Origin of the sequence: Streptococcus oralis subsp. oralis (genome assembly GCF_002096495.1) — a bacterium.
GTDB classification, from domain to species: Bacteria; Bacillota; Bacilli; order Lactobacillales; family Streptococcaceae; genus Streptococcus; species Streptococcus oralis_CU.
In genome coordinates, this window is sequence record NZ_NCUO01000012.1 from 15,110 (window position 1) to 31,326 (window position 16,217).

Consider the following 16,217-nt stretch of genomic DNA (forward strand, 5'->3'; position numbering starts at 1 on the left):
ATTTTTTATCTTCGTCTAGGGGGTCGGAGGGGAGTTTTTCCTATTTTTAACCTCATCAATATCAGTTGTGAGTCCAACCTCGCTCCCAGTTGACATGCGACCTTCGTAATTGGAAATAAGGCACGAAATTGGAGAAAAGACCACCTTAATGGTGGTCTTTTCTGGTTTATCAAACGTTGGTCTATAGGTTTTATGGTATACTAGGTTTGTAGAGCCAGCAAACTTTAGTGACAACTTTACAAAAAGTGGTGCCCGTGTCCACAATGCATCTGATGATGTCGCTCGAGGCATGAAAGAAGCGGCAGAACAAGTCGGCAAGAAAGCAAGTAAAGAATTCCGCCAAGAAGCCAGCGAGCAGTTGGCTAAGCATAGTGATGATGTAGCGAGTACTTCTAAAGGAATTTCAAAAGAAGAATATAATTCTCTTCGCAAGAAAACACCAAGTCAAGAGATACGCGATCATGTCAATAATATTGATGGAGAAAAATTTGATCCAATTTATGGTTATCCAGTTGAAACCCTCGAAGCAGACCATATTGTCTCTATGAAAGAAATTACCGAAATGGATGGATTTGCTCCTCTATCTGATGTTGATAAGGTAGAGGTTTTGAATCTTGAGGATAATTTTATGGGATTAGGTAAACCTACCAATAGTTCCAAAGGGTCTAAAACTTGGAGTGATTGGCAGGGGCATTCCAAATTAGGAGATATTCCGGCTGAGATAAGAGAAAAAATGATAGCTTTGGAGCGTGAAGCTAGAACGAAGCTACAAAATGAAATTTTCAGGAGGTTGAAAAATGACGGAAGTGCTTGATACAAAAGTAGAGAAGAATGGTTTGATCTTTTACGGGACATTCTCTGAAGGTCTTTTTGAGGAATGGCTCAAAGTTGTGAATGTACTGCCCTCGAAGGAACGAATACAAGATGGCCTGCTAATACAAATCGGTTTCAACATATATAAACTTGTTCAATTGAACATGGACCAATTTAGGATAGTGTCAGTCAACTATGAAACAACCCCTTTTAAAGAGTTTACTGATGATTTGACCTTGGCTCTTTGGATTCAGTCTGAACAAAGCACACTAGCTAAAGAGCTTAATATTGAAGCTTCTGAAATCAGATTTGATGAGAAAATAGTGTTGGCCAAAGGTGTCTTTGAGTGCGAACATTACTATTTGCAGAGACAAGACACTGATCGAAAAGGTGATTCGGGCTGGTTTATTGGCTATCAAAATCAAGATACAGATGATTTTGTTGCTATGTATGCTTTTGAAATATTGAAAAAGAATCCAAAACTAATAAAATCTTTGATTCTACCAGTGGACTACCTAGTAGTAGTTAATGGTGGAGATATTCAAGCGATTCTGAATGAGCAAGATGAGGAAGTTTTTTCTGCTTCGTAAAGCTACCCGACTTATTTGGGAGGGAAAGCAACCTATTTTAGATTTTCTATGAATGAGGGGAATAGCATCTAATAGTTTTGTCTATAAACTGAAAAAGGAGGAAAACATGCTAGAAAACTTTATTAAAGTGTCAGACATGCCCCAAGAAGTGATTGAAAAGTATAAGGGTCAAGTTCCAGCGGAGTTGCTACAAATTTGGCAGGAAGATGGTCTGGGAACCTTTTTAGATGGTTATCTAAAAGTCATCAATCCAGATGATTATCTAGAGCTTCTCCAAAATAGCTATTTCAGAGGAGACATTGCTTTTCCAATGTTTGTGACGGCATTTGGAGATATTATTACTTGGGAAAAGAATGCCTACGTGGGAATTGTCCAATATAATATTCAGGATATGGATATTATTTGTAAGGGTCTGGATTTATTCATTCGATTTTTAGATAATTCATATGTGACTGATAACTTTGAACTTAATTTATATAGGCAAGCTGTTGCCAAACATGCTCAATTAGCCTACGATGAGTGTTTTGGTTTCGTTCCACTTCTAGCATTAGGTGGCTTTAAAGATGTAGACCACATGGATAAGGTAAAAGTCTTGGAACACATTTACCTCATGTACCAGCTGACAGGTGGTGTGATGGACGACTAGGAGTTGCTATTTCTTTATTGAGAATAGTACGAGAGGAAGAACTTCCCTTCCAAATGCAAAACACAAGAACCTCAGAGGAATTCTCTGAGGTTCTTTGCGTTTTAGTTTCCATATTTTTGGTAAAAATCGACCTTGACCTTGATAAAGGTTTCGGCTTCACGTAGTAGTTGCAGGAGGGTGGCACGGGTTTCAAACTCCTCACGTGTTTTCGGGAGACTCCGATTGCGGAAGACTTGCAGATAGCGTTCGATGTCATCAAGTAGGTCATGAGCAGGATTGGTCTGACTTAGCTGGGCAGCAATCTTAGAAAAGAGCTGGGCCAAGATCAAACTCTCACTGGCGGCCAGATGGCAGGTATTGATTTGCTGGGCCATATTTCGCAGGATGCGACTTTGTCGCTGTCTCATCTCAAAGTAATGGATGTGGTAGTCCGTCTGGTGAAAGAGATGGTCCGAGTGATCCAAATAAACCAGTTTGAGAGCTTCATCGAGGAGCTTATCTAATTGGTCAACGAGTTGGGCTTGATTGCGTCCGTCTCCTCTTGACAGATAGTATTTAAAACGAAGCAGGATGTCTTTTAATTTTTCTTCGACCTGAAGGTGGTAGCTTTGGATGGCTTTCTCACGAGAGGGCATATAAAGGTTGACCAATAGAGCAAAGCTTGTCCCGATGAGAAAGAGGAGTACTTCATTAAGCAAGAGCTCTGGGGAGGTAGACTCCTGTACCAAGAGATGACTGACTAAGACACTGCTAGGTGTGATGCCGATTTCCCAGCCCATTTTGTAAGCAAGAGGCACGTAGAGAGCCAGATAGAGGCCTAGACTCCAGATGTGAAAGCCGGTCAGTTGAAAGGCTAGAACGCCGATAGCGAGCGCTAGGAGCATGGAAAAGAGGCGGTTACGGGCCAATTTTAGCGTACTTCTGCGCGTGTCAGAAAGGCTTAAGAGGGCGATAATGCCAGCTGAAACTGCTGATGATAAATCTAAAAAATAAGCGAGAAAACAAGCGAGACAGGTCGCTAAGATCAGTTTTGTCGTACGTTGAGTGAGGGACATGAAAATTTCCTAAACTAATAGAATCAAGTGTTTAACGAGGAGTCAGAGACTAGGGGCGAAGTTTTCGGTTTGTAGCATATTCGGCAACCGCTGTAAAGAGGACATCTGTTGAAGAGTTCAGGGCTGTTTCACAGGAGTCTTGAACGACCCCAATCACAAAACCGACTCCGACAACCTGCATAGCCAAGTCGTTGGAAATCCCAAAGAGGCTACAAGCTACAGGAATGAGGAGAAGGGATCCCCCAGCGATTCCAGAGGCACCGCAGGCAGAAATGGCAGCCACGACACTGAGCACAAATGCTGTCCCAAAGTCTACCGAGATTCCGAGTGTGTTGACGGCAGCCAGGGTCAGGATATTTATGGTAACAGCAGCGCCAGCCATATTGATAGTCGAACCAAGCGGGATGGAGACAGAGTAGGTGTCAGGATTCAGTCCCAAGTCTTGGCAGAGTTTCATATTGACAGGGATATTTGCAGCAGAGCTACGAGTGAAAAAGGCTGTAATACCACTGACACGTAGGCATTTCAAAACAAGGGGATAGGTGTTTTTCCTCATAAAGAGAAAGGCGATGAGCGGGTTGATGATGAGAGCGACAAAGGCCATAGTAGCAATCAAAAGTCCTAGGAGGACACCGTAGTTAGCCAAACTGGCAATGCCCTTGTCAGAGATAGTCTTAAACACCAAACCTAAAATCCCAAAGGGAGCTAGGTTGATAATCCATTCCACGATTTTAGAGGTGACATCTGCCATGGTTTTCAGTAATTCTTTGCTGTGTTTACTTGCCTCTCTCATAGCCAGGCCAAAGATGACTGCCCAAGAGAGAATCCCGATATAGTTGGCTTCAACAATGGCATTCAAGGGATTGTCCACCAGTTTGAGCAAGAGGTTGCTGAGGACTTGACCGAAACCGTCAGGAGCAGCAACTTCTGTATTTGCACTGGTCAGGGTGATTTGCACAGGCAGTAAGAAACTAGCTAGAACAGCTACCAACGCAGCAGCAAAGGTTCCAAGCAAATATAGGAAAATAACCGTCTTCATATTGGTATTTTGTCCCTTTTGATGTTGGGAAAGGGCATTGGCAACAAGGGCAAAAACCAAAATAGGAGCGATGGCTTTCAGTCCACCTACAAAGAGGTCTCCAAGCAGACCAATTCCTGTAAGGTTTGGGAAGAGCAACCCCAATGTCGCTCCAAAAATCATTCCAATAAGGATTCGTTTGATGAGGCTTGCCTTGGTCCAGGCTCTAATGATTCGTTTCATAGCAGTCTCCTTCAAATGTATTGTTTATAATTATAGTATAAATATGCTATATAGGCAAGTGATATTTTGAAAATAGGGCAGATAATTGAATAATTATGAAAGAAAAGAGAAGGGCGATTTTATGGTATAATAGGGAAAAGGAGTTTTATATGCAAGATTTTTTTCAACGCTATTTTGATAAACTTGATTTAACAACCATATTAGAGAATCTCTTGACCAAGGTGATTTCTCTTTTGATTTTGTTTTTACTATTTTATATAGCTAAAAAGATGCTTCATGCAACTGTACGAAAGATTGTCAAGCCCTCGCTTAAATTTTCCAATCGAGATGCAGGAAGACAAAAGACTATCTCCCGTTTGCTGGAGAATGTCTTTAACTACATTCTTTATTTCTTTCTGCTCTACTGTATCCTGTCTATTTTAGGTTTGCCAGTTTCTAGCCTCCTTGCTGGTGCGGGGATTGCCGGGGTGGCCATTGGTATGGGGGCGCAAGGCTTTCTATCCGATGTCATCAATGGCTTTTTCATCCTCTTTGAACGCCAGCTTGATGTGGGCGATGAAGTGGTTCTCACAAATGGACCGATTACCGTTTCTGGAAAGGTCGTTAGCGTAGGGATCCGTACAACTCAACTGCGAGGTGACGATCAAGCCCTTCACTTTGTTCCAAATCGTAATATCACCGTCGTCAGCAATCTATCTCGTACTGAATAGGCCGGCTATTTTAGCAGATTTGTGGTACAATAGAAGGAGTTTGGTAAAGGAGAGAGTATGCTATTTGTAGAGAAAAAATTAGGTCACGATTGTACGTGGATAGACCTTGATGTAGACAAGATTAAAAACATGGAAGACCTTTCGGATGTCTATGGATTGGACAAGGAAACCATCGAGTATGCTCTGGATAGAAATGAGCGTGCCCACATGGACTATCACCGTGAAACGGGAACGGTAACCTTCATTTATAATGTTCTTGATTTAGAAAAAGATAAAGAATATTATGAAGCGATTCCGATGACCTTTATCGTTGAAAAACAACGGCTGATTACAATTAGCAATCACAAGAATAGTTATGTGATTAAACGTATGGCAACCTACCTTGAAAGCCATGAAGTTGTTTCAATCTATAAATTTCTTTTTGCCAGTTTAGAGATTATTAGCAATGCTTACTATCCAGTGATTGAAGAGATGGATAAAAGTAAGGATGAAATCAGTGCACTTCTTCGTCAAAAAACAACTAAAAAAAATCTTTTTGCCCTCTCTGACTTGGAAACTGGTATGGTTTACCTGACAGCAGCTGCCAAACAAAATCGTCTCCTCTTGGAACACATCCAAGGGCATGCTCTTTATCGCAATTTTAATGAGGTAGAAAGAGAGCAGTTTGACGATGCCATGATTGAAGCACATCAGTTGGTTTCGATGACAGACTTGATTTCTCAAGTTTTGCAACAACTCTCAGCCTCTTACAACAACATCCTAAATAATAATCTAAATGATAATTTGACAACTTTGACAATTATCTCAGTCTTGTTAGCTATCCTTGCGGTTATTACAGGATTCTTCGGAATGAATGTTCCTTTACCGTTTGCAGATGAACCAAATGCTTGGATTTATATTTTGATAGCTAGTCTCATTTTATGGGTAGTCTTAGCCCAATGTTTAAAGAATATTGCTAGAAATTAAAAAGAAAAGGAGCCAGAATGGCGATTGAAAATTATATGCCAGACTTTGCTGTGGAAGCAGTTTATGATCTGACAGTCCCAAGCCTGCAAGCGCAGGGGATCAAGGCTGTTTTGGTCGATCTGGACAATACCCTCATTGCTTGGAACAACCCTGATGGGACGCCAGAGATGAAGCAATGGCTACATGACCTTCGGGACGCGGGCATTCGCATTATCGTGGTCTCAAATAACACCAAAAAACGAGTTCAACGTGCAGTTGAGAAATTTGGGATTGATTATGTTTATTGGGCCTTGAAGCCTTTCACATTTGGGATTGACCGTGCCATGAAGGAATTCCACTATGAGAAAAGTGAAGTGGTTATGGTAGGAGACCAGCTTATGACAGATATACGAGCAGCCCACCGTGCAGGCATTCGCTCGATTTTAGTCAAACCCTTGGTCCAACACGACTCCATCAAAACGCAGATTAACCGAGCTCGCGAGCGCCGTGTCATACGAAAAATCACTGAAAAGTACGGACCGATTACATATAAAAAAGGAATTTAACTATGGAAGAAATTCTCTGTATTGGATGTGGAGCAACCATTCAGACGACAGACAAGGCTGGACTTGGCTTTACCCCCCAGTCGGCACTTGAAAAAGGTTTGGAGACTGGCGAAGTCTATTGCCAACGTTGTTTCCGTCTCCGTCACTACAATGAAATCACGGATGTCCAGTTGACAGACGATGATTTTCTCAAACTCTTGCACGAGGTGGGAGACAGTGATGCCTTGGTGGTCAATGTCATTGATATCTTTGACTTTAATGGCTCTGTCATCCCAGGCTTACCACGTTTTGTATCGGGCAATGATGTCCTCTTGGTGGGAAATAAAAAAGATATCCTGCCCAAGTCAGTTAAGCCGGGTAAGATTAGCCAGTGGCTCATGGAACGTGCCCACGAAGAAGGACTTCGTCCTGTTGATGTCGTCCTGACTTCAGCCCAAAACAAGCATGCCATCAAAGAAGTCATTGATAAAATCGAGCACTACCGCAAGGGCCGTGATGTCTACGTAGTTGGTGTGACCAACGTTGGAAAATCAACCCTTATCAACGCTATTATCCAAGAAATCACGGGTGACCAAAATGTCATCACGACTTCGCGTTTCCCAGGAACAACCTTGGACAAGATTGAGATTCCGCTTGACGACGGATCTTATATTTACGATACACCGGGGATTATTCACCGCCACCAGATGGCCCACTACTTGACGGCTAAAAACCTCAAGTATGTCAGCCCTAAAAAGGAAATCAAGCCCAAAACCTATCAGCTCAATCCTGAGCAAACCCTGTTTTTAGGTGGTCTTGGACGCTTTGACTTTATATCAGGAGAAAAGCAAGGATTTACAGCTTTCTTTGACAATGAACTCAAACTCCATCGTACTAAGCTTGAAGGCGCTAGTGCTTTCTACGACAAGCACCTCGGAACCCTTTTAACGCCACCAAATAGCAAGGAAAAAGAAGATTTTCCAAAACTAGTCCAACATATCTTTACCATTAAGGACAAAACCGATCTAGTCATCTCAGGCCTAGGCTGGATCCGCGTAACAGGCACCGCCAAAGTCGCCGTCTGGGCACCAGAAGGCGTCGCCGTCGTCACACGCAAAGCAATCATTTAAACACAGAAAGGAAAGGGTTATCTGAATTCGGGCGAGCTCTGCGAGCCCATAACGAATACTTTTCGCCGTGGTGTCAGTTGGTACAAGGAGTTGTACCAACTGCGGAAAATTTGAGACCTTAGGCTCAAATTTTAGTCATGAAAGTCCGAAGGACTTTGCTGACGTCCGTCACCACTTCAGAAAAGTATTAAAAGAAACTCTTTTAAAGAAATTATGTCATTAACATCAAAACAACGTGCCTTCCTCAACAGCCAGGCACACACCCTCAAACCCATCATCCAAATCGGGAAAAATGGACTTAACGACCAAATCAAAACCAGCGTCCGCCAAGCTCTTGACGCCCGTGAATTGATTAAAGTTACTCTCTTGCAAAATACAGATGAAAACATCCACGAAGTGGCTGAAATCTTGGAAGAAGAAATCGGTGTGGATACTGTCCAAAAAATCGGACGCATCTTGATTTTGTTTAAACAATCCAGCAAGAAAGAAAATCGCAAGATTTCCAAGAAAGTCAAAGAAATCTAAAACCTACTCCAAACAACTGTTTTTACAGAGAATTAAAGGAAGACGAGCCTATGGCAATCGAATTATTGACTCCCTTTACCAAGGTAGAGTTGGAGCCAGAAATCAAGGAGAAAAAACGCAAACAAGTCGGGATTTTAGGGGGGAATTTTAACCCTGTTCACAATGCCCATCTTGTTGTGGCGGACCAAGTACGACAACAGTTAGGACTGGACCAGGTCCTGCTTATGCCCGAATACCAACCACCTCATGTGGATAAAAAGGAAACCATCCCCGAGCACCACCGTCTCAAGATGCTTGAGTTGGCGATTGAGGGGATTGAAGGCTTAGCCATTGAAACTATTGAGCTGGAGCGCAAGGGCATTTCCTACACCTACGACACTATGAAGATTTTGACAGAGCAACATCCAGATACGGATTATTACTTCATTATCGGGGCTGATATGGTGGACTATCTGCCTAAATGGTACCGAATTGATGAGCTGGTCGACATGGTTCAGTTTGTTGGAGTTCAGCGCCCGCGCTACAAGGCAGGGACTTCCTATCCAGTTATCTGGGTGGATGTGCCTCTCATGGACATCTCGTCCAGCATGGTGCGTGACTTCATTGCCCAAGGTCGGAAACCCAACTTTCTCCTACCTCAGCCAGTGCTAGACTACATAGAGAAGGAGGGGCTTTACTGATGGCCTATCAAGACTATATCAACTGTTCCCGAGAGGCTTTGTTGGAAAGAATGGCAGAGCTTCTACCTGAAAAACGCTTAACCCATTGTTTGGGTGTGGAGCGTGCAGCCATAGAACTGGCCCAGCGATTCGGTGTGGATACTGAGAAAGCAGGTCTTGCAGGCCTTCTTCATGACTATGCTAAAAAGCTGTCAGATCAGGAATTTCTGGATTTGATTGACCGTTACCAGCTAGATTCTGATCTCAAAAACTGGAGCAATAATGTCTGGCATGGCATGGTTGGAATTTACAAGATTCAGGAGGACTTGGATTTGCAAGACTCTGAAATCCTGCGAGCTATTGAAATCCATACAGTCGGAGCTGGTCAGATGACCGATCTAGACAAAGTCATCTACGTCGCAGATTATATCGAGCACAATCGTGCCTTTCCTGGAGTGGACGAGGCACGTGAGATTGCTGTGCTATCGCTCAATAAGGCAGTGGCCTACGAAACAGCTCGTACCGTGGAGCATCTAGCTCATCAGGGATTTCCCATCTATCCCCAAACCCTTGAAACCTATAACGCCTTTGTACACTATTTGAAAGAGGACTAAATGAACGAAAAAGAATTACTAGAACTAGTCGTGAAAGCGGCTGATGAGAAACGTGCGGAGGATATTCTCGCACTTGACGTACAAGATTTGACTAGCGTGACGGACTACTTTGTCATCACGAGCTCGATGAATAGCCGTCAGTTGGACGCTATCGCAGATAATATCCGTGAAAAAGTAGCGGAAGCAGGCTTTAAAGGCAGTCATGTTGAAGGTGATGCAGCTGGAGGATGGGTTTTGTTGGACCTCGGCGGTGTTGTTGTGCATATCTTCTCAGAAGAAATGCGTGCCCATTATAACCTAGAAAAACTATGGCATGAGGCGAGCTCAATAGACATTTCAGAAGCCTTAGCATAGTAGATGAACTCAGTTGCAGGCAACTGGGTTTCTTTGCTTATTTTAGAAAAAATTGATAGAAAGGTGAGGGCGTCGTGTTTGGTTGATCTTGAAACTGAACACGAGCTAAAAGCTGTGAGAAAAAGAGGAACTTCCTTTGTATCTGACGCTACGTCGGTAAGATTCCTATTTTCTCTTAGCTTTTAACGCTCTTTGTATCTTAGAAAGGATTTGAACCCGTCCTGTAATCGTCGGAAAATAGATAGCCTTCCTTGGAGCTCGGCTCCATCGTCAAGCTCCTAATTTTCATTCCGATTACGGGCGGACTTGGTATCATGAATATGGCGACTTATGAAACCTTTGCGGCAGTCTATGATGCGGTCATGGATGACAGTTTATACGATAAATGGACGGATTTTTCTCTGCGTCATTTGCCTAAGACCAAGGAGAGAAAGAAGCTTTTGGAATTGGCTTGTGGGACAGGTATCCAGTCTGTGCGCTTTTCTCAAGCAGGCTTTGATGTGACGGGGCTTGACTTGAGCGCAGATATGCTGAAGATTGCGGAGAAGAGAGCTGCTTCAGCCAAGCAAAAGATTGATTTTATTGAAGGCAACATGCTGGATTTGTCCAAAGCAGGGAAATATGATTTTGTTACTTGTTATTCGGACTCGATCTGTTACATGCAGGATGAGGTGGAAGTAGGAGACGTCTTTAAGGAAGTGTATAATGCCCTCAATGAAGACGGAGTATTTATCTTTGATGTACATTCGACCTACCAGACAGATGAAGTTTTTCCAGGCTATTCTTACCATGAAAATGCGGAAGATTTTGCCATGCTTTGGGACACCTATGAGGACGAAGCTCCTCACTCCATCGTGCATGAGTTGACTTTCTTTATCAAGGAGGCTGACGGTTCCTTTAGTCGTCACGATGAAGTGCATGAGGAGCGGACTTATGAGGTTTTGACCTATGATATTTTGCTGGAGCAGGCTGGTTTCAAGTCCTTCAAACTCTTTGCGGACTTTGAGGACAAGGAGCCGACAGAAACCAGCACCCGTTGGTTTTTTGTCGCGCAGAAGTAGGAGAATATCATGACCATCACAGGTATTATCGCGGAGTTTAATCCTTTTCATAATGGGCATAAATACCTGCTGGATCAGGCGAAGGGACTGAAAATCGTTGCCATGTCTGGGAATTTCATGCAGCGTGGAGAGCCTGCTATCGTGGACAAGTGGACACGGGCTCAGATGGCGCTTGAAAATGGAGCGGATCTGGTAGTGGAATTGCCCTTTTTAGTTAGTGTTCAGGCGGCAGATTTCTTTGGCCAAGGAGCTGTGGATATCTTGGCTCGCTTAGGCATTGATACCCTAGCTTTCGGGACAGAGGAAGTTCTGGATTATCAAAAGATATCTGACTTATACACAGAGCAAGGTACTGAGATGGAGAAATTTGTGGAAAATCTGCCTGATTCCCTTTCCTATCCTCAGAAAACCCAAGCCATGTGGAAGGAATTTGCAGGTCTTGATTTTTCAGGCAATACACCCAATCATGTTCTAGCTTTGGCCTATGCCAAGGCGGTTGCGGGACGTAGAATCAAACTCCATCCGATTCAGCGTCAGGGGGCTGGCTATCATTCTGTGGACAAGGAAGTGGACTTTGCCTCAGCGACAGCTCTTCGTCAGCATCAATCAGACCAAGATTTCTTAGAACGCTTTATGCCTTCTCTTACCCTCTTTGAGCAGGCGAGTAAGGTGAGCTGGGATGATTATTTTCCCTTGCTCCGCTATCAAATTTTGTCAAATCCAGACCTAACAATGATCTATCAGGTCAATCAAGAAATGGCTGTGCGCATCAAGGAAGCTATCAAAACAGCCCAGTCTGTTGACAAATTGGTCGAGGCAGTTGCGACCAAGCGTTATACCAAGGCGCGTGTCAGACGCCTCTTGACCTATATCTTGGTGCAGGCTAGAGAAAGTGACTTGCCAGAAGGTATCCATGTCCTTGGCTTTACCGAAAAAGGCAGACAACATCTTAAGTCTTTGAAAGGGCAGATCCATCTAGTCAGCCGAATTGGAAAAGAACCTTGGGATACCATAACACAAAAGGCAGACCAGATCTACCAACTAGGACAGCCAAGTATCGCAGAGCAGAATTTCGGCAGAGTGCCCATTAGAATAGAATCAAACTAAGTCTACTGAAAGGTAGGCTTTTTTAGAAGATTTTCGAATAAATAGATAGAAAAGAAGAATCTTGTACAAGTTCCTGACAATTTCTTTCTTTTTGTGTATAATAGTGGAAAAGAGGTAAAATGAGGTATGGTTATGGAAGTGGTCCTTTACTCAACATTCAGAAATCATTTAAAAGACTACATGAAGAAGGTAAATGATGAATTTGAGCCTTTGACGGTGGTCAATAAAAACCCAGATGAGGATATTGTAGTCCTTTCAAAGAGCGAGTGGGATAGTATTCAAGAAACTCTGAGAATTGCTCAAAATAAGGAACTTTCTGATAAGGTTTTGCGAGGAATGGCTCAAGTCCGTGCTGGAAGCACTCAGGTACATGTGATTGAGGAGTGAGAAATGCTGCTCAAGTTTACAGAAGATGCCTGGACAGATTATTGCTACTGGCAAACTCAGGACAAGAAGACGTTAAAAAGAATCAACATGCTAATCAAGGATATTCAACGCGATCCTTTTGTAGGAATTGGTAAACCAGAACCACTTAAGTATGACTACCAAGGAGCTTGGTCACGTCGCATTGATGCAGAAAATCGCTTGATTTATATGATGGATGGAGATAGCATCGCTTTCTTGTCCTTCAAAGATCACTACTAAGTCTACTGAGAGGTAGGCTTTTTATTTTAGAAATTTTAGCTAATAAATTAATGATAAAGCTGTTTGGAAAATGACAGTTTCCATAAGTTAAAAATCCAGTGAAAAATTTTAGTATAATAACTAGATTCTTGTCCCTTGAATCCGCTTTATAACTCTTATTTTATGGTATAATGAAGAGAATTGTTAATAATAAAAACAGGGGAAGCAAATGTCTAATTTCAAAGAAAAACTACCGCTATTCCAGTCGAACGATGTTCAGATTTCAAATGTAGTCAATGCAGTTTGGTCGATTGCGAATACCTTACGTGGGGCTTACCGTGCAGATAAGTATCGAGATGTTATCATTCCGATGTTTGTCTTGACTCGCTTGGAAGCTGCTTTATTGCCAACGAAAGATGAAGTAGTTGCGCTTTATCAGTCAAATCCCAATACACCTGAAAAGGTTCTTGAGAATAAATCTGGCTATAAATACTATAATACCAGCTCTTTCACGCTAGAAAACCTTCAAAATGATCCCAATGCGATTGAAGAAAATTTTATTGCCTACCTAGATGGTTATTCTTGTCGTGTGAAGGACATTATCGAAAACCTTAAGTTTAAAGAGCAGGTCCGTACACTTGCACAGTCTGGACGTCTTTTTACAGTGATTAAGAAATTTTCTCAGATTGATTTGTCGCCGAGTTCTGTGGACTCAATGGTAATGGGTTATATGTTCGAGGATATTATCCGCCGTTTTTCTGAAAATGAGGAAGCGGGTTCCCACTATACGCCTCGTGAAGTCATTGCTCTAATGGTCAATCTGCTCTTGATTGAAGCCGATGAAGAATTACTTGTCGATAAAAAAGAGTTGAAAATCTTAGATATGGCTGCTGGGACAGGTGGTATGCTAGCGACAGCCAAAAGTTACATCCGTAAGCTCGATACCGGAGCCACTGTCCGACTCTTTGGTCAGGAAGTTTTACCTGAGACTTTCGGGATTGGTCAAGCGGATATGTTGATTCGTCAGGAAGACTCGGACTATTTCGTGAAGACCGATACATTAAAAGATCCGGATCCATTCCCAGATAAGAAGATGAGTTTTGTCATTGCCAATCCTCCTTTTGGTCAATCCTGGGGCGGGAAAGATGCAGATGATGGCGTAGAAGACGCAGTTAAAAGAGACCATAAACTCTTTGAGAGTACAAAAGGTCAAAAAGGACGTTTTGTAGCGACTCCGGGAACTGGCGATGCCCAACTTCTGTTCCATCTTCATGGTTTAGCTAAATTAGAAGAAAATGGTCGAGCTGCTATCATTTCAAATGGTTCCCCTCTCTTTTCTGGAGGTACTTCATCTGGAGAAAGTCAGATTCGCCGTTACATTCTTGAGAATGACTTACTAGAAGCTATTATTGCCCTCCCAGGACAGTTTTTCTATAATACAGGGATTGGGATTTATATCTGGATTTACAATAAAAATAAATCTCCTGAGCGTCAAAACAAGGTCCAGTTTATTGATGCGACAGAAGAGTTTGTTCCTTTGCGTAAATCTCTGGGACAAAAACGCCGTGAGTTGTCTCAAGATAATATCCGTCAGATTCTCAAATGGTATGATGATTTTAAAGAAAATGACCATGTGAAAATATTTGATAAGGAAGAGTTTCTTTACCGAGAATATACAGTCATGCAACCTCTGCAACGTCGTGGTTGGATTACTGAAAAAAACATTGAAAAGGCAAAAAGTGTTCCTTTCCTAGCTAAACTATTTGACGAGTACCAGTATCAAGAATTGCTAGAGATGGAACCACGCTCAGCCAAGGATGAGAAAAAATTACAAGACTTCGAAGCTGGGAAGGCCAAGCAAGAAGCTATCTTAGATGCTCTTCGTGGGGGAATCACGGATGACAGTTATCCTAATTTTGAAGTCTTTGTCCAAGTCATTAAGGACTTATTGGGGGATATCAAGGTAACGCCTGCTAATATCAATGCTTTGGCACTAGCTATGAGTGAAATGGACAAGACGGCAGAAGTCATCCGCACTAAGAAGAAAGACAAGCTAAATGAGATTGCTGGAGGGATTGTCTATGATAAGACGACCAAGGATAGTGAAATCGTCAAGCTGACAGAGGATGTTGAAGACTACTTTGCGCGTGAGGTTTATCCCCATGTACCTGACGCCCACTACTGGTTTGATGAAGAAAAGGGCTATGGAGCGGAGATTCCTTTCACCCGCTATTTCTATCACTATCAAGCACCAGAAAGTGCAGAGAAACTTTTATCAGAGTTCTATGACTTAGAAGCAGAACTACAGACTCTCTTGGAGGAACTAAAATATGACTAGGATGAAAGAGAGTGGCATTGACTGGATCGGACAGATACCAGAAGAGTGGAGAGTAACAAAGTTAAAGTATGCACTATTAATCAGTAATGGTAAAGATTATAAGGATATTGAAGTCGAGGAAGGTGGGTATCCAGTAATTGGATCTGGGGGTGTTTTTGCTCGTGCCCGAAATTATATGTACGATGGCGATGTGGTCCTATTAGGAAGAAAAGGCACAATTGATAAGCCCTTGTTTTATAGTGGGAAATTTTGGACTGTAGATACAATGTTTTATAGTACCGCATTAAACGGGAACAACATAAAATTTATGTATTATAGTTCATTGCTAATTCCTTTTTCGTACTATTCCACTGCAACGGCTCTTCCAAGTATGACTCAATCAGATCTGAATAATCATGTGTTATGTTTACCATCTATTTCAGAACAACAAAAAATTGCTGATTTTTTAGACAAGAAAACTACCCAGCTGGATAAGGTAAAAAGTCTACTGGAGGAGCAAATTCAAAAACTTAAAGACTACCGCGCTAGCTTGATTTATGAGACTGTCACAAAAGGATTGGATAAAACAGTTCCTATGAAGGATTCAGGAATCGACTGGATTGGACAAGTACCTCAAGGGTGGGGAGTGAGCAAGTTAAAATTTATTCTTGAAAAAGGAAGCAATAGTATTAAGGTTGGTCCATTTGGTTCCTCGCTATCAGGAGATGCAATAAGAAGTTCGGGGAAATGGGTATATAATCAGCGTAATGTTTTAGACAATAATTTTACTGAGACGGATTTCTATATAAGTGAAGCAAAATGTAAAGAATTAAAAAATTTTTCTGTATCATCAGGCGATATTTTGTTGACTACTAGAGGTACGATTGGCCGTGTTGCTATTGTTCCTAAAAAATATTGTGAAGGTATTATCCATCCTTGTCTAATGAAATTTAAGGTGGATAGTAAAATTGTTCTACCAGAGCTAATAAAGTATCTTTTTAATGATATTCCTCTCGTTAGAGAACAACTGAATTTTTTGAGTAATAGCACCACAATTGATGTTATCTACTCTTATAATTTAAAAAACATAATTATTCCTACAATACCAATAGAGGAACAATATAGTATTTTAGAGGTGCTAGATAGACAAACTTCTGATGTAGATTCTCTTATAAAAATTAAACAAAAGCAAATTGAAAATATCAACAAACAACGACAAACTCTTATTTACGATTATGTGACTGGGAAGAGGAGGGTGTAG

At 41.9% G+C, this 16,217-nt stretch carries 19 protein-coding genes; 17 read left to right on the forward strand and 2 right to left on the reverse strand.

All coding sequences use genetic code 11. The annotated features are described in order from the left end of the window. Window positions 1-289: 289 nt before the first annotated feature. The 3 genes from B7717_RS05545 (at window position 290) to B7717_RS05555 (ending at window position 2,049) form a co-directional block, all read left to right on the forward strand. Window positions 290-814 carry a hypothetical protein gene (locus B7717_RS05545; protein WP_000656481.1) on the forward strand — a complete coding sequence of 175 codons (525 nt, stop codon included), beginning with the start codon at window positions 290-292 and terminating at the stop codon, window positions 812-814. After that, complete coding sequence (locus B7717_RS05550) at window positions 798-1,403, forward strand: immunity protein Imm33 domain-containing protein (protein WP_000141226.1); 606 nt, start codon at window positions 798-800, stop codon at window positions 1,401-1,403. The genes B7717_RS05545 and B7717_RS05550 overlap by 17 nt, the downstream gene beginning before the upstream one ends. Window positions 1,404-1,509: 106 nt before the next feature. Then, window positions 1,510-2,049, forward strand: a complete 540-nt coding sequence (locus B7717_RS05555; protein WP_000892206.1) for a T6SS immunity protein Tdi1 domain-containing protein — start codon at window positions 1,510-1,512, stop codon at window positions 2,047-2,049. Between the two features lie 101 nt (window positions 2,050-2,150). Here the strand turns inward: B7717_RS05555 and B7717_RS05560 are convergent, their stop codons facing one another. After that, window positions 2,151-3,104: an aromatic acid exporter family protein gene (locus B7717_RS05560; protein WP_000060056.1), complete on the reverse strand. Its 954-nt coding sequence runs from the start codon at window positions 3,102-3,104 to the stop codon at window positions 2,151-2,153. 49 nt (window positions 3,105-3,153) lie between these two features. After that, window positions 3,154-4,365 (reverse strand): serine/threonine transporter SstT, encoded by a 1,212-nt coding sequence (gene sstT, locus B7717_RS05565; protein ID WP_000821318.1) that lies wholly within the window; start codon window positions 4,363-4,365, stop codon window positions 3,154-3,156. 149 nt (window positions 4,366-4,514) lie between these two features. Between sstT and B7717_RS05570 the strand changes: the two genes are divergently transcribed. The 14 genes from B7717_RS05570 (at window position 4,515) to B7717_RS05640 (ending at window position 16,217) form a co-directional block, all read left to right on the forward strand. Continuing rightward, on the forward strand, window positions 4,515-5,075 hold the full coding sequence (locus B7717_RS05570; protein ID WP_001150569.1) for a mechanosensitive ion channel family protein: 561 nt from the start codon (window positions 4,515-4,517) through the stop codon (window positions 5,073-5,075). A 57-nt stretch (window positions 5,076-5,132) separates the two neighbouring features. Next, window positions 5,133-6,041, forward strand: coding sequence for a magnesium transporter CorA family protein (locus tag B7717_RS05575; RefSeq protein ID WP_049550257.1), 909 nt, complete (start codon window positions 5,133-5,135; stop codon window positions 6,039-6,041). 17 nt (window positions 6,042-6,058) lie between these two features. Continuing rightward, the gene (locus B7717_RS05580; protein ID WP_000963747.1) at window positions 6,059-6,586 is read left to right on the forward strand and encodes a YqeG family HAD IIIA-type phosphatase; all 528 of its coding nucleotides are present in this window, start codon (window positions 6,059-6,061) and stop codon (window positions 6,584-6,586) included. A gap of 2 nt (window positions 6,587-6,588) precedes the next feature. After that, complete coding sequence (yqeH, locus tag B7717_RS05585) at window positions 6,589-7,695, forward strand: ribosome biogenesis GTPase YqeH (RefSeq protein WP_084944356.1); 1,107 nt, start codon at window positions 6,589-6,591, stop codon at window positions 7,693-7,695. 213 nt (window positions 7,696-7,908) lie between these two features. Further along, the gene (gene yhbY / locus B7717_RS05590) at window positions 7,909-8,220 is read left to right on the forward strand and encodes a ribosome assembly RNA-binding protein YhbY (RefSeq protein ID WP_000060169.1); all 312 of its coding nucleotides are present in this window, start codon (window positions 7,909-7,911) and stop codon (window positions 8,218-8,220) included. A gap of 50 nt (window positions 8,221-8,270) precedes the next feature. Next, a complete protein-coding gene (locus tag B7717_RS05595; RefSeq protein ID WP_000963713.1) occupies window positions 8,271-8,900 on the forward strand; it encodes a nicotinate-nucleotide adenylyltransferase in 630 nt (209 codons plus the stop codon). Continuing rightward, a complete protein-coding gene (gene yqeK / locus B7717_RS05600) occupies window positions 8,900-9,493 on the forward strand; it encodes a bis(5'-nucleosyl)-tetraphosphatase (symmetrical) YqeK (RefSeq protein WP_044021248.1) in 594 nt (197 codons plus the stop codon). The genes B7717_RS05595 and yqeK overlap by 1 nt, the downstream gene beginning before the upstream one ends. Continuing rightward, complete coding sequence (gene rsfS / locus B7717_RS05605) at window positions 9,494-9,847, forward strand: ribosome silencing factor (protein ID WP_007517833.1); 354 nt, start codon at window positions 9,494-9,496, stop codon at window positions 9,845-9,847. A 320-nt stretch (window positions 9,848-10,167) separates the two neighbouring features. Then, a complete protein-coding gene (locus B7717_RS05615; protein ID WP_044021769.1) occupies window positions 10,168-10,908 on the forward strand; it encodes a class I SAM-dependent DNA methyltransferase in 741 nt (246 codons plus the stop codon). Between the two features lie 9 nt (window positions 10,909-10,917). Then, window positions 10,918-12,015 carry a nucleotidyltransferase gene (locus tag B7717_RS05620; RefSeq protein WP_084944358.1) on the forward strand — a complete coding sequence of 366 codons (1,098 nt, stop codon included), beginning with the start codon at window positions 10,918-10,920 and terminating at the stop codon, window positions 12,013-12,015. 132 nt (window positions 12,016-12,147) lie between these two features. Beyond that, window positions 12,148-12,402 carry a type II toxin-antitoxin system Phd/YefM family antitoxin gene (locus B7717_RS05625; RefSeq protein ID WP_004181012.1) on the forward strand — a complete coding sequence of 85 codons (255 nt, stop codon included), beginning with the start codon at window positions 12,148-12,150 and terminating at the stop codon, window positions 12,400-12,402. Between the two features lie 3 nt (window positions 12,403-12,405). Beyond that, window positions 12,406-12,660, forward strand: a complete 255-nt coding sequence (locus tag B7717_RS05630; protein WP_084944359.1) for a Txe/YoeB family addiction module toxin — start codon at window positions 12,406-12,408, stop codon at window positions 12,658-12,660. 208 nt (window positions 12,661-12,868) lie between these two features. Beyond that, complete coding sequence (locus tag B7717_RS05635; RefSeq protein WP_084944360.1) at window positions 12,869-14,977, forward strand: HsdM family class I SAM-dependent methyltransferase; 2,109 nt, start codon at window positions 12,869-12,871, stop codon at window positions 14,975-14,977. Next, on the forward strand, window positions 14,970-16,217 hold the full coding sequence (locus B7717_RS05640; RefSeq protein WP_049501130.1) for a restriction endonuclease subunit S: 1,248 nt from the start codon (window positions 14,970-14,972) through the stop codon (window positions 16,215-16,217). The genes B7717_RS05635 and B7717_RS05640 overlap by 8 nt, the downstream gene beginning before the upstream one ends.